We start from the raw sequence: 12,414 nt of genomic DNA on the forward strand, positions 1-12,414 counted from the left end.
CCCCTACCCGGACCACTCGCCGCGCATGTCGTCGGCGACGCTGCTCCGCCACGCCTCGAACCCGCGTTCGCAGACCGGACTCTCCTTCAGGTGGGCGAGAAAGCCGGCGCCGGGGTCTTCGAGTTCGGTCCGACAGAACGGACAGCGGTTCGGGTCCTCCCACGTGTACGCTATCTCGGACGGTGACTGCGATTGCGACATGCATACATATATTCGACTAGAGAGTATAAAATCACTAGCTTCATCTGGTATTTAGTGAACTATACTCCGACTTGTTGCTCACAAAACACTAAATTTTCAGGAAAGAGCGCGTTCGTAGGTCGAAACCGTCAACCCCGCCCCGTCGAAACCGCACGACATGAACTACCTCCCGTGGGCCCTCCTCGCGTTGGGCGCGTACGCGTTCGTCGCGCCCTTGATGAGCGTCGCGACGACCGGGACGCCGAAGATTCCGAGCAACGTCGCCGCCCTGATAGCCAACACCGTGCTCGTCGTCGTGACGGCGGGCGTCGTCGTCTACACCGACGCGGACGCCCTCTCCTACGTGACGCACCCGAAGACGAAGTTCGTCCTCGCCGCCGGTCTCTGTCTCACCGTCGGCATCCTCTCGTACTACCGGGCGCTGTCGATGGGACCGGTGAGCGTCGTCGCGCCCATCTTCGGGATGTTCCTCGCGCTCAGTTCGCTCGTCGGCATCGTCTTCCTGAACGAGTCGTTCACCGCGCGGAAGGGGCTGGGCATCGCCCTGGCCGTCGTCGCCGTCTACCTCGTCAGCGTCGAGTAACGGTCGGCGGTCGCGTGCTCTGCGTCCTCGTCGGCGACCGATGCACGTGTGCCTCGGCCACAACCGACACATCGACACGTACTTTCGTTTCCTTCCGGACTACTGTCACGTGAGACGACGCCCCTTCCTCGGCGCCGTCGGTGCGGCGCTGGCCGCGGGCTGTTCGGGCCGGTCGCGTCCCGTCGCGACCCGAACGGAACGGCCGACGCCGCCGGCGAACGTCACGACGATAACCGACACGAAACCGCTCCCGACCCCGGACGGGGACGGCGGCCGCCGCGCCGCGCTGTCGTTCGTCGAGATGCACGAGCGGCGGTTCGTCTACAACGAACTCGTCGGCGGGTTCGGAACCGCTCAGCCGGCCATCAGTATCGACGTCGGCCCGGTGCACGCGGCAGTCGTCCGCGCGACCGACCGCGGTCACTACCTCCTGTCGACCTGCAGCGGCTCGGCGCGGTACTACGACCCGGACGGTTCACCGAGCGGTGCGAGCCGAAACGCCGCGAGCGTCGCACACTTCGTCGGCCCCGACACGCACCGCCGAATTCCGTTCAACGCCTACCGGTGTCGCGAAGCGGTCCTCGCGGCGTCCGAGGCGAGCGACCGGGACCGGGAGACGGCCGGAGCGCGGTTTCAGATCTACGACTTCGATACGCCTCCGGAGTACGACCGGCCCGAAGAGGGCGGTCGCGCGGTCGAAGTAACCGTCTCCGGCAGCGACGGGGAACGGGTACTCGACCGCTCGTACCGCACGTCTCTGCCGCTGACCGTTCAGCCGGGAATCACCGAGACGCCCGGCACGTACACGCTCTCTGCGACGCTCGACGGCGGCGCGAGCGTTCGACGGGAGTGGACGCTCCCCGACTCGCGGACGCCCTCGTGGTGGGGGATGGCCGTACTGATCACGAACGGCGGCGGAATCGCGTTCCAGTCGTTCTACCCGAACGAGACGGTCGGTGTCCCTCGGGGGACGCTCTGTCGGCGGAGACCGGAGGGGAGCGTCGACGAATCGACGGCGCTCGACCGGTGAACGGGACCAACGGGACCGCTCACCCGTCACTCGGCGGCAACGACTTTCCGCCCCGCTACCGTAACCCCCACTGAGATGGTACTGAAGGAGTCCGAATCCGAACTGACGCACGGCGACGCCGCGCCCGACTTCTCGCTGCCGGGTGCGGACGGCGAGACGTACTCGCTCGACTCGTTCGAGGAGTACGAGGCGCTGCTCGTCGTGTTCACCTGCAACCACTGCCCGTACGCGAAGGCGAAGTTCGACGAACTGAACTACCTCGCGCGCTCGTACGACGAACTCGCGGTCGTCGGAATCAACGCCAACGACGCCGAGGAGTACCCCGAGGACTCCTTCGAGCGGATGGAGGAGTTGGTCGAGGACGGAACCATCGGATACACGGCGTACCTCCGCGACGAGTCCCAGGAGACGGCCCGCGAGTACGGCGCGGTGTGCACGCCCGACCCGTTCCTCTTCGAACGGGAGGGAGGGGAGTTCCGACTGGCGTTCCACTCGCGCGTCGACGACGCGATGAGCCCCGACGACGAGGTGACCGACTACGAGATGCGGACGGCCGTCGAGGCGGTCATCGGCGGCGAGGAGATTCCGCTGGACGAGACGCCGTCGCAGGGTTGTTCGATCAAGTGGAAAGACGAGTAGCGCGTCGCGCGTGAGTCACTCACTCGGCGTCCGCGTCCATCTCGGCGGCCTGCAACAGCGCCTCCCGCGCGTTCTCGACAGCGGCCTCCTTCTTCGCGGGGTACGCCTCCACTTTCGCGCGGAAGGTGATGCCGTCGCCGAGGCGGGCGTCGCCTCCGAACGCGGCCTGCTTGTCCAACCGGAGGAAGAGTTCGCAGTTGTCGGTCACGCGCTGGTCTAACTCCTCGAGGAGTCGGTCGAACGTCGACAGTTCCGAGAGCGCCGAGAGGACGTGCCGGACCTCGTCGGCGCGTTCGACGCGCGCGGAGAGGACGACGATGCGGTCGCCGTGGTGGCCGGCGTTCTCGGCGCGTTCGACCTCGAACTCGGGCGGTAGGAAGTTCCGGAGCGCCGCCTCGACGCGCTTCTCGTCTTCGGTCTCGTAGCAGAAGGTCCGCAGGTCGACGTAGTGGAAGGGGACGCGAGCCATCTTCGTCCCGTCTTCGCGCCCCGGCGGAAAAAGTCCGTCTTATTCCTCGTCGGCGTCGACGTCGGCTTCGTCCTCGTCGGCCTCGTCGAGTTGGTCGGACGAGATGCCGACCTCCTGTCCCTCGTCGAAGCTGACGACGTACGTCTCGTCGCCGAACATCGTCTCTACGACCTGCGTGATCTTGCCGACCTGTCCGTCGAACTCGCTGTGTTTGTCGTGCAGGACGACGGCGTCGCCTTCGTCGAATTCCATATCACGGATGGGGTTCGCGGAGGTGAAAAGTAGACTGGTTCGCCGCGACGGCGGCGTTCGCGGTGTCGAAGGCGTCTTTAGCCGCGCCCGCGAACGGCGTCCCGTGACCCGCACCGACGCGCGACCGACCCGACCGGCCGGCCGCGAGCGATGGTCGTAAGCGACCTCTGGTTCCTGGCCGAGGAGGCGAGTCAGCGCGCCGAACAGGCCCGCCAGCGCCTCCGCGAACGGTATTCGGGTTACCTCGACGACCGCTGCGACCGCCGGGTCTCCCGGCGACGGTTCCGGACGCTGGCGCGTCGGGTGAAGCGCACGGGCGCCCCGTACGGCGCGCAGACCATCGTCTCCCGCGGGGGCGGGGACGGGGACGAGAATGGGGCCGACGAGGTGCTCCTCGTCCGTCACGAGGGGGCGGACCTGTGGGTCCTCCCCGGCGGCGAGGTGCGCAGAGGGGAGACGTACCGCGAGACGGCGGTCCGCGAACTCCGCGAGGAGGCCGGAATCGGGGCCGACTACCGCGGCCTCGCCGTCGTCGAACGCGTCGACATCCGCTGTTCGGAGTGCGAGACGTGGGGCGTGCTCCCCGTGTTCGCCGCCACCGCCGAGGGGGCGACCCCGCGGGCGCGCGACCCCGACGGCGAGATATCCGCCGCCCGCTGGTTCCCCTTCGAGGACCTGCCCGCCGACACCCGGGACCGGTCGGACCTCCTCGCGTGGCGCGACCGGACGGCCCCCTGACAGAGACGGCGACGGCGACCCGCCGTCGACCGTTCGTCTCTCCGCCTTCGGGCGTTTTTTCAACTCGCTGTGTCTCGAACGGAACGGACATGAGCGTCGTCGCGCAGTTCGTCGTCCCGACCGACTCGTTCGCGCTCAGCGAGGCGGCCGCCGCCCACCCGGAGGCCGTCCTCGAGGCCGAACGGCTGGCCACCCACAGTCCGGAGTGGGCGCTGCCGTTCCTCTGGGCGTCCGGCCCGGACCTCGCGGCGTTCGCGGAGTCGATGCGCGCGGACCCGACCGTCGACGGCGTCGAGTGCATCGAGGACGCGGGGCGCGAACGCCTCTACCGGGTGGAGTGGAGCGACGGCGTGCTGGAACTCATCTCCGAGATGATAAACAGGCACGCCGTCGTCTCCGAGGCCGTCCTGCGCGGGGGCGAGTGGCGCCTCACCGTTCGGTTCTCCCGGGACGAACAGGTCTCGGCGTTCCGAGACCACTTCGAGCGTCGGGGGCGGACGTTCGACGTCGAGCGCATCTACCACCCGACGGCCCCGCGGGGGAGCGTCCACGGACTCACGCGCCAGCAGCGCGAGACGCTGCGGACCGCCAGCCGGGAGGGTTACTTCGAGATTCCGCGCCGACTCTCGATGCAGGAGTTGGCCGAGAAACTCGGCCTCTCCTCGAACGCCGTCTCGCAGCGGATTCGCCGGGGCACCGGCAACCTCGTCCGGAACACGCTGACCGTCGGTCCGGACGACGAGCGAGCGGACGACTCGCGGGGGTAACGGTCGCTGGCGACGACGGTCCCGCGTTCGCATATAAACACCGTTACTGTCGCGTCCGCGAGGTGATACGGTATCGAGTGATAGTGAACACGATGTCCGAACATCCCGACTCTCTGCGTTCATCTCTGATCGAACTCTCCGAAGCGACCGACCTCTCTTTCGACGCCGCCTTCGACGTCCTCTCGAACGCCCGCCGCCGGTACGTCGTCGACTGCCTCCGCGGACGCGACTCGGCGGCGCTGGCCGCCCTCGCGGACGACGTCGCCGCGCGGGAACGCCGCGCCGAGGACGACGCGGACCCCGACGCCGAAACCGTCGCGGTGTCGCTCTACCACGTCCACCTCCCGAAGTTGGCCGAGGCCGGACTCGTCGAGTACGACTCCGAGCGGCGGACGGCGGCGCTGCGCGAGGGCGTCGGCCGCCTCGCGCCCGTCTTCGGGTTCGCGGCCGACTGAGCGGCCGCTCAGCCTTTTACGCCTCGGAGCCGTCGTCCCATCGCATGCCTCTCGTGAGCGTCCCCTGTCCCGCCTGCGGCGCGTCGACGTACCTCTCGATTCCGGACGGCAACCGCTTCGTCACGACCGAACCGGGCGAGGGCGACGGCGGCCGGACCGACCTGACCGAGGAGACGCTGACGTGCGACGACTGCGGGGAGACGTTTCCGGCGCTTCACGGTCCTGCGGACGACTGAGTCGGCGGCCCGCGGACGCGGCCGCGGCCGAATCGGCGGCGACGCGCGGGTGGTTCGCCTCTGCGACGGCTTCCGGTTCACGGTGAGCATAAATAGCCAGACTCCTTCGACACGACTATGCGAACGACCCGACGAGCGTACCTCGCCGCCGCCGGCGGCGCCGTCGCCGCCACCGCCGGCTGCCTCGGCGGGAGCGGCACCGCCGGGATGGCCGACCTCTCCTGCGACGTCGGCCAACTCGACCAGGTGAACTCCCTCCCCCGTCCGTCGCTCGGCCCCGACGACGCCCCGGTCACCGTCGACGCCTACGAGGACTACGCCTGCCCCCACTGCGCCACCTACAGCCTGAACGTGTTCCCGAAGATACGGGAGAACTACATCGACGGCGGCGACGTCCGCTACCGCTTCTTCGACTTCCCGCTCCCGGTGAGCGAGCAGTGGTCGTGGGGCGGCGCCGTCGCCGCCCGCGCCGTGCAGGACCGCGCGGACGCGGAGGCGTTCTTCGAGTACGGCAAGACGCTCTTCGAGCGGCAGGACGAACTCACGAGCGACGGCTTCTCCGTCGTCCACGACGCCGCCGAGGAGTTCGACGTGAACGGCTGCGAAGTCGCCGCGTCCGTCGACCAGGAGACCTACCGCCCCGTCGTCGAGAGCGACCGAGAGCGCGCCGTCGACGCGGGCTACCAGTCGACGCCCACCATCGTCGTCAACGGCGAGACGGCGGCCGACCCCAGTTGGGAGACCGTGCGACGGACTATCGACGGACACCTGAAGTCCGCCTCGAAGTCGTAGAGGAGTATGAGACGACGCCAACTCCTCGCGGGTCTCGGCGGCCTCGGCGTCGTCGGCGGTGCGGGGTACGTCGCCCTGAACGGGGTCGGACCCGCCGACGGACTCCCACTCACCGTCCGGACGCTCGACGCGCCGGGGTCGACGGCCGGAGAGCGGACGCTCCCCGTCCCGGACACCCCGACGGTGCTCGACCTGTTCGCCACGTGGTGCGCGCCGTGCACCGAGCAGATGGAGTCGCTGACGGCGCTCCACCGGGAGTTCGGCGACCGCGTCGCGTTCGCCTCGGTGACGAACGAGCGGTTCGGCGGCGGCCTCTCGGCCGCCGACGTGCGCGAGTGGTGGGTCGACCACGACGGCGCGTGGACTCTCGGGCACGACCCCGAGAGCGACCTGATGGGCGAGTTGGGGGCCGGCGGCCTCCCCTTCCTCGCCGTCGCCGACGCCGACGGGACCGTGACGTGGACGCACCGCGGACTCGCCGCGGAGTCGGCGCTGCGCGAGGAGATTCGGGCGGTGCTGTGAGGTGACCGTCGCCCCCTTCGCCGGCACCGTCGCCTTCGCCGTCTCGGCGGGCGCGGCCACCTTCCTCGCCCCCTGCGCCTATCCGCTGCTTCCGGGCTACGTCGGCTACTACGTCGGCCGCGAGGACGCGGACCTGCGCGGCGCGGCCGTCCGCGGCGTCGCCGCCGCCGCCGGCGCCCTCTCGGCGCTCGGCGCCGTCGCCGCCCTCCTGTTCGCCGTCGGAACCGCCGCCGTCTCGCGACTCGTCTTCTTGGAACCGCTCGCCGGCGCCGCCCTCGTGCTCTTCGGCGTCCTCCTCTTCTTCGACCGCGCGCCGACGCTCCACCTCCGACTCCCGGCGCGGCGCGCCTCCGTCGGCGGCTTCGCCCTCTTCGGCGCCGTCTACGCCCTCGCGGCCGCCGGCTGCGTCGTTCCCGTCTTCGTCGGCGTCCTCACGCAGTCGCTGACGCTTCCGGCCTCGCAGGCCGCCGTCGCCCTCCTCGCGTACGTCCTCGCCGCGGCGGCGCCGCTGGCCGCGGTCACCGTCCTCGGCGCTCTCGGCAGCGACGCCGTCGGCGGCCTCTCGGAACGAATCGGGTCGGTGCGGCGCGTCGCCGGCGCGGTGATGGCGCTCGCCGGTCTCTGGCAGGTAGCCGTCTCGGCGCGCTTTCTCGGCCTCGTCTGAACCCGTTCTCCCTACCCCCGCCAGCCGCCGCTCCCGAGGTGTCTCCGAACTTCGTTGACGGCCTGCGGTTGGTGTTCGGCGACGTCGGTCACCGTGACGACGCCGACGAGTTCGACGCCGTCGCGGACGGGCAGTCGCTTCACCCCGCGCCGCTTCATCTCCTCGACGGCGCTCGTGACGCTCGCCTTCCCCGTCGTCGTGACGAGGTCGCGGCTCATCGCTCTGGAGACCGGAACGGTCGAGAGCGACCCGTCGCCGCGGTACGCCTCGCGGAGGGCGTCCGTGCGGGTGACGATGCCGACCGGTCCCGCGTCGACGACGATGACGCTCCCCACCCCGCGCTCCAGCATCTCGCCGACGGCGTCGCGGAGGGTCGCCCCGGCGTCGACGGTCACCACGGGCGAACTCATTATCTGGCGGACCTGCATACGACCGCCCACGGGAAGCGTAGAAGTAAAACTACTCGACGCCCGGCACCTCGCCCGCCGGCGTCGGCAGCGCTCGCAACGCCCGGGGCGGGACGAGGAAGTTGCCGCGCCGTTGGACGAAGATATACTCTAAAATACCGTTGTTCACCCGCTGGCGGATGGTCGGAACGTCGGTGAGGTCCGACCCGTTCATCGCCTCCCGGACCGCCTCGAAGTCGGAGATTCCGCGCTGGAGGCTGGGGAAGTGCAGGCTCGCCTCGCCGTCGTCGGTCGACTCGAAGTGCCGGCGGAGCAGTTTGACGTTCCCCTCCTCGTCGCGGTTCGCGCGCGCGGCCTTCTGGGCGTGACCGACGCGGCCGAACTCCCGCGCGTCCTCGGGGAGGGAGTCGAGCATCGCCTCGATGCCGCTGTCGTCGCCGAGGTTCTCGCCGACGCCCTCGACGAGGTTCTGCTCCGCGTGCTCCGGGGAGAACATCTCCATCACGCGCTCTTCGAAGTCCTGCTCGCCGTACCAGTCGTCGAGTCGCTGGCGGATGTTCGCCACCGTCTTCGTCGTCGCGCCGGCGAACGGCCCCTCGTCGATGGTGACGTAGTCCTCGCTCGCCTGGTTCTTCGCGAACCCCGCCTTGAACCCCATGAACAGGGGCGACTGCTCCGGAACGGGGCCGGAGTCGGGGATGCCGTTCAGGTCGCCCTGTCGCTCGGCGGGCATCCCCGCGCCGACGAACCCGGTGCGCCGGTCGGCGACCGAGAAGGCGTCCGTCAGGGCCGACTCGACCGATTCGCCGTTGACCGTCTCCGCCTCGCCTTTCAGCGCCTCTTCGGCGCCGAGGAGGGCGTCCGGGCGGTCCGAGGCGAGGTGGACGAGGGCGTCCTGCCGGTCGAACTCGGGCGTCTCGAACGACGAGAGCGCCCGCGGTTCGGGCAGGTCGACGTTCTCCGGGAGGGAGGCGTCGTACCGCGAGAAGTACCGCGGCGAGTACGCGATGGAGTACACGAGACCCTCGTTGCTCCGCTCGTACGCCCGGTCCAGCGTCGAGAGCGCCGCCTCGACCGTCTGCCGGTCGCCGGCGCTCGGCCGGCCGTCGAGGGTCAAGTAGAGGAGGACCTGATGGCGCGGGAGGACGACGTTGCCGGCGTCGTCCTCGGGGAGCGAGTCGTTCCACGCGTGCTGTCGGGCCGGGAGCGAGGAGGGGTCGTCGGTCCCCGTCGGAATCGGCTCCTCGGCGCGCGAGGTGCACGCGGCGAGGGCCGTGGCGCCGCCGACGGCGACGGCGGCCTTCATGAACTCCCGGCGCGACGCGCCACGCTCGAACATGGGTCGGCTAGGCGTCTCGCGGTCAAGTGGGTTCTGGTGCGCCCGTCGGGACCAGCCCCGAACCGTCCGTCGAATGGCGACGAACGAACCGGTTCGTTCTTCACCTCCGAACGCGGAGTCAGATGCGATGGACCGACGGTCTTTCCTCGGCGCGGCGGGGGTCGCGGGAGCGAGTAGCCTGGCGGGGTGCGTCGGCGGGTCGATACCGGGCCTCGGCGACGCGAATCCGAACGTCGCCCTCGGCGAACCCGACCGGGAGGAGGGGTTGGAGAGTTCGGACCTGCCGTATCCGGCGTGGGGCCAACGCGTCCCGGACGTAACGGTCCCCTACGGGCTCTCGGAAGGGAGCGTCGCCGTGCGCGACATCGACGGGCCGCACTTTCACACGTTCTTCTTCACGAACTGCATGACGGTGTGTCCGGTGCTCATCAGCGCCCTCCGGGAGGTGCAGGTGCACTCGGTGAACGAGGGGTACGCCGACGAGGTGTCGTTCTACCCAATCTCGTTCGACCCGGCGCGCGACGACGCCGCGGCTTTTCGAGAAGAGGCCGACCAGATGAACGTCGACACCGACGCGGGCAACTGGCAGTTCCTCCGGCCCGACGGCGAGAGCGAGGCGCGGCGCATCGTCGACGACGAGTTCGGCGTCTTCTTCCAGAGGCAGGCGAACGGCGACGGTCCGTACATGTTCGCGCACACGAGCGTCGTCCTCCTCGTGAACGGCGAGGGCTACGTCGAACGCGCCTACCGGGGCACCCAACCCGACGAGGGGACGATGATAGACGACCTGAAGCGGGTCCGGCGCGCCTCCGAGTGAGGGCGGGCGGAGCGACGCGACTTTCCCCGGGCGCGCCGAGTCGATAGTATGGACAGACAGACCGAGCGCAGGCGACTCGCGCTCGCGGTCTGGACGGTGTTGGTGTCTCAGGTGCTCCTCTACCCCGGCCTCTCGGACCTCGTGGCGGCGTTCGGCGTCGAGAGCACCACCGCGACGCGGACGCTGTTTCTCGTCGCCGAGTACGCCGCCTTCGTCGCCTTCGCGGGCGTCTGGGGCGCGGTGAGCGACTCGCTCGGCCGCCGCCGCCCGCTCATCGTCGCCGGTGCCCTCGGCGGCGCCGTCGGCTACCTCGTCCTCGCGGCCGTCCCGTCGCTCGGCCTCCCGTTCGCCGCCGTCCTCGCCGTCCGCCTGGTCGGCGGCGCGGCGACCATCGGCGCGTTCTCGCTGTCGATGACGGCGCTGGCGGACCTCTCTTCGGACAACGGGCAGAACATGGGCGCGGCCGGCATCGCAATCGGCTTCGGCGCGGCGCTGGGGTCCGTCGCCGGCGGCTTCCTCACCGACGCCGACCCGCTGTATCCGCTGTACGGCGCCGCCCTCCTCCTGACCGTCGCCGCCGTCCTCGCCGCCACGGTTCCCGACCGGACGCCGGAGGGCGTCCGCGTCCGCCTCGGCGCCGCCCTCGGGCGTCTCCGCGCGCGGCCGCAACTCGGCGTCCCGTACGCCTTCGGCTTCATCGACCGGATGACGGCCGGCTTCTTCGCCCTCGTCGGCGTCGCCTACTTCCGCGAGACGTTCGGACTCGACGCCTCGCTCGCCGGAATGGCGCTGTTCGCCTTCTTCTTCCCGTTCGCCCTCCTCCAGTACCCGTTCGGCATGCTCTCGGACCGGGTGGGTCGGTTCGTTCCCGTCGTCGCCGGGTCCGTCTGCTTCGGTCTCTCCATCGTCGCCGTCGGCCTCGCGCCGTCGCTCGCCGTCGCCCTCGCGCCGTCGCTCGCCGTCGCCGTCGGTCTGATGGTGCTCGTCGGCGTCTTCGGCGCCCTCGTCTCCCCGGCGACGATGGCGCTGGTGACGGACGTCGCCTCGCCCGAGGAGCGAGGGGCGGCGCTGGGCGGGTTCAACGTGTTCGGGAGTCTCGGCTTCCTCGCGGGCTTTCTCGTCGGCGGCGTCGCCAGTTCCACCGCGGGCTACCTCGCCGCGTTCGTCGTCGTCGGCCTCTCGGAAGTCGCCATCGCCCTCGTCGCCGGACGGGCGGTCAAACGGCTCTCCTCGGGCGGGTTCGGGTCGGGATTCGTCGAGTCGGCGGGCGACTGAAGAGCGAGAGGGGCAACGCCGGCGGACGGCGCTACTCGTGGCCGCTGACGCGGACCGGTTCGTACGGCTCTTCGAGGTACTCCATATCGGAGTCCGAGAGGTCGATATCGAGCGCCTCGACGGCGTCTTCGAGGTGTTCGACGCTCGTCGTGCCGACGATGGGCGCGTCGACCCAGTCCTTCCCGAACTGCCACGCCATCGCTATCTGCGCCATCTTCACGTCCTTTTCCTCTGCGAGTTCCTGGATGTGCTCGTTGACCGCCTCGCCGCCGCCTTCGAGGTAGGGGTGTTCGCGCGCGTAGTCGTCGGTTTCGCCGCGGGCGGTCGAGCGCGCCTCCTCGTGCGGACGAGCGGCGACGCCGCGCGCCAGCGGACTCCACGGGATGACGCCGACGCCCTCCTGCTGACAGAGCGGCAGCATCTCGCGTTCCTCCTCGCGGTAGAGCGGATTGTAGTGGTTCTGCATCGTCGCGAAGCGCTCCAGTCCCAATCGCTCGCTGGTGTGAAGCGCGTCGGCGAACTGGTGGGCCCACATCGAGGAGGCGCCCACGTACCGGGTCTTTCCCCGCCGGACGGCGTCGTCCAGCGCCCGCATCGTTTGCTCGATGGGCGTGTCGTAGTCCCAACGGTGAATCTGATAGAGGTCGACGGTGTCCATCCCGAGTCTGTCCAGCGAGTTGTCCAACTCCTGCTCGATGGCCTTCCGCGAGAGGCCGCCCGAGTTCGGGTTCTCCTCGTCCATCTGTCCGTACACCTTCGTCGCGACCACCTGCTCGTCGCGGTCGTACTCGTTCAGCGCCTCGCCGAGGATTCTCTCGCTCTCCCCCTCCGAGTAGACGTTCGCGGTGTCGAAGAAGTTGATTCCGAGTTCGATGGCCCGGTCGACCAACTCCTTACCCTCCTCTTCGTCCAGCACCCACTCGCGCCAGTCACTCGTCCCGAAGCTCATACAGCCGAGACAGACCTTCGACACTTCCATCCCGGTGTCGCCGAGCGTCGTGTACTCCATGTTATCTGCCCGCACGACCGCGGCGCGGAAAAACCCACGCGAGGCGGTGGGGACGGCCGGGTTCTGTCCCGGACGGTCGCGGTTCGCGGGGACGAACGGAGCGCGTGATTCTCACGCCGTAGGAGTTCACGCGGTCTTTATCGCCCGATACGTCGTATTAGCCTCCGTGAGCGAACCGGCCCGGTGGGGGCCGTAGACTCCGCGCGATTCGGTCCGCGA

The 12,414-nt window shown here is 69.7% G+C and carries 18 protein-coding genes; 12 read left to right on the top strand and 6 right to left on the bottom strand.

Going from position 1 to position 12,414, the window contains the following annotated elements; all coding sequences use genetic code 11:
• Positions 1-3: 3 nt before the first annotated feature.
• Positions 4-201, bottom strand: coding sequence for a DUF7501 family protein (locus NDI79_RS02535; protein ID WP_310926877.1), 198 nt, complete (start codon positions 199-201; stop codon positions 4-6).
• A 157-nt stretch (positions 202-358) separates the two neighbouring features.
• On the opposite strand from NDI79_RS02535, the gene NDI79_RS02540 reads away from it, so the two are divergent.
• From NDI79_RS02540 to NDI79_RS02550, 3 genes are all read left to right on the top strand, one after another.
• Complete coding sequence (locus NDI79_RS02540) at positions 359-784, top strand: EamA family transporter (protein ID WP_310926878.1); 426 nt, start codon at positions 359-361, stop codon at positions 782-784.
• Positions 785-893: 109 nt separating this feature from the next.
• Positions 894-1,814 (top strand): Ig-like domain-containing protein, encoded by a 921-nt coding sequence (locus NDI79_RS02545; protein ID WP_310926879.1) that lies wholly within the window; start codon positions 894-896, stop codon positions 1,812-1,814.
• A gap of 75 nt (positions 1,815-1,889) precedes the next feature.
• Positions 1,890-2,453, top strand: a complete 564-nt coding sequence (locus NDI79_RS02550) for a thioredoxin family protein (RefSeq protein WP_310926880.1) — start codon at positions 1,890-1,892, stop codon at positions 2,451-2,453.
• A gap of 19 nt (positions 2,454-2,472) precedes the next feature.
• Here NDI79_RS02550 and NDI79_RS02555 read toward each other — a convergent pair whose 3' ends face one another.
• Together NDI79_RS02555 and NDI79_RS02560 are read right to left on the bottom strand one after the other, a co-directional pair.
• Positions 2,473-2,922 carry an RNA-binding protein gene (locus tag NDI79_RS02555; RefSeq protein ID WP_310926881.1) on the bottom strand — a complete coding sequence of 150 codons (450 nt, stop codon included), beginning with the start codon at positions 2,920-2,922 and terminating at the stop codon, positions 2,473-2,475.
• 39 nt (positions 2,923-2,961) lie between these two features.
• Entirely contained in the window at positions 2,962-3,174 is a 213-nt protein-coding gene (locus NDI79_RS02560; RefSeq protein WP_310926882.1) for a DUF1918 domain-containing protein, read from the bottom strand.
• A 150-nt stretch (positions 3,175-3,324) separates the two neighbouring features.
• On the opposite strand from NDI79_RS02560, the gene NDI79_RS02565 reads away from it, so the two are divergent.
• The 7 genes from NDI79_RS02565 (at position 3,325) to NDI79_RS02595 (ending at position 7,348) form a co-directional block, all read left to right on the top strand.
• Positions 3,325-3,912: an NUDIX hydrolase gene (locus NDI79_RS02565; RefSeq protein WP_310926883.1), complete on the top strand. Its 588-nt coding sequence runs from the start codon at positions 3,325-3,327 to the stop codon at positions 3,910-3,912.
• Between the two features lie 89 nt (positions 3,913-4,001).
• Positions 4,002-4,679, top strand: a complete 678-nt coding sequence (locus tag NDI79_RS02570) for a helix-turn-helix domain-containing protein (RefSeq protein WP_310926884.1) — start codon at positions 4,002-4,004, stop codon at positions 4,677-4,679.
• A gap of 92 nt (positions 4,680-4,771) precedes the next feature.
• On the top strand, positions 4,772-5,134 hold the full coding sequence (locus NDI79_RS02575; protein WP_310926885.1) for a DUF7344 domain-containing protein: 363 nt from the start codon (positions 4,772-4,774) through the stop codon (positions 5,132-5,134).
• 44 nt (positions 5,135-5,178) lie between these two features.
• Positions 5,179-5,370 (top strand): hypothetical protein, encoded by a 192-nt coding sequence (locus tag NDI79_RS02580; RefSeq protein ID WP_310926886.1) that lies wholly within the window; start codon positions 5,179-5,181, stop codon positions 5,368-5,370.
• 117 nt (positions 5,371-5,487) lie between these two features.
• Complete coding sequence (locus NDI79_RS02585; protein ID WP_310926887.1) at positions 5,488-6,162, top strand: thioredoxin domain-containing protein; 675 nt, start codon at positions 5,488-5,490, stop codon at positions 6,160-6,162.
• 6 nt (positions 6,163-6,168) lie between these two features.
• Positions 6,169-6,684 carry a TlpA family protein disulfide reductase gene (locus tag NDI79_RS02590; RefSeq protein ID WP_310926888.1) on the top strand — a complete coding sequence of 172 codons (516 nt, stop codon included), beginning with the start codon at positions 6,169-6,171 and terminating at the stop codon, positions 6,682-6,684.
• 1 nt (position 6,685) lies between these two features.
• Entirely contained in the window at positions 6,686-7,348 is a 663-nt protein-coding gene (locus tag NDI79_RS02595) for a cytochrome c biogenesis CcdA family protein (RefSeq protein WP_310926889.1), read from the top strand.
• A gap of 11 nt (positions 7,349-7,359) precedes the next feature.
• Here NDI79_RS02595 and NDI79_RS02600 read toward each other — a convergent pair whose 3' ends face one another.
• Entirely contained in the window at positions 7,360-7,776 is a 417-nt protein-coding gene (locus NDI79_RS02600; protein ID WP_310926890.1) for a CBS domain-containing protein, read from the bottom strand.
• Between the two features lie 31 nt (positions 7,777-7,807).
• Positions 7,808-9,094: a DUF7405 family protein gene (locus NDI79_RS02605; RefSeq protein ID WP_310926891.1), complete on the bottom strand. Its 1,287-nt coding sequence runs from the start codon at positions 9,092-9,094 to the stop codon at positions 7,808-7,810.
• Positions 9,095-9,221: 127 nt separating this feature from the next.
• Between NDI79_RS02605 and NDI79_RS02610 the strand changes: the two genes are divergently transcribed.
• Together NDI79_RS02610 and NDI79_RS02615 are read left to right on the top strand one after the other, a co-directional pair.
• On the top strand, positions 9,222-9,911 hold the full coding sequence (locus NDI79_RS02610; RefSeq protein ID WP_310926892.1) for an SCO family protein: 690 nt from the start codon (positions 9,222-9,224) through the stop codon (positions 9,909-9,911).
• Positions 9,912-9,959: 48 nt separating this feature from the next.
• The gene (locus NDI79_RS02615; RefSeq protein ID WP_310926893.1) at positions 9,960-11,186 is read left to right on the top strand and encodes an MFS transporter; all 1,227 of its coding nucleotides are present in this window, start codon (positions 9,960-9,962) and stop codon (positions 11,184-11,186) included.
• Between the two features lie 31 nt (positions 11,187-11,217).
• On the opposite strand, the gene NDI79_RS02620 is transcribed toward NDI79_RS02615, so the two are convergent.
• Entirely contained in the window at positions 11,218-12,195 is a 978-nt protein-coding gene (locus tag NDI79_RS02620; protein ID WP_310926894.1) for an aldo/keto reductase, read from the bottom strand.
• Positions 12,196-12,414 lie beyond the last annotated feature (219 nt).

The organism is Halogeometricum sp. S3BR5-2 (assembly GCF_031624635.1).
Lineage (GTDB): Archaea > Halobacteriota > Halobacteria > Halobacteriales > Haloferacaceae > Halogeometricum > Halogeometricum luteum.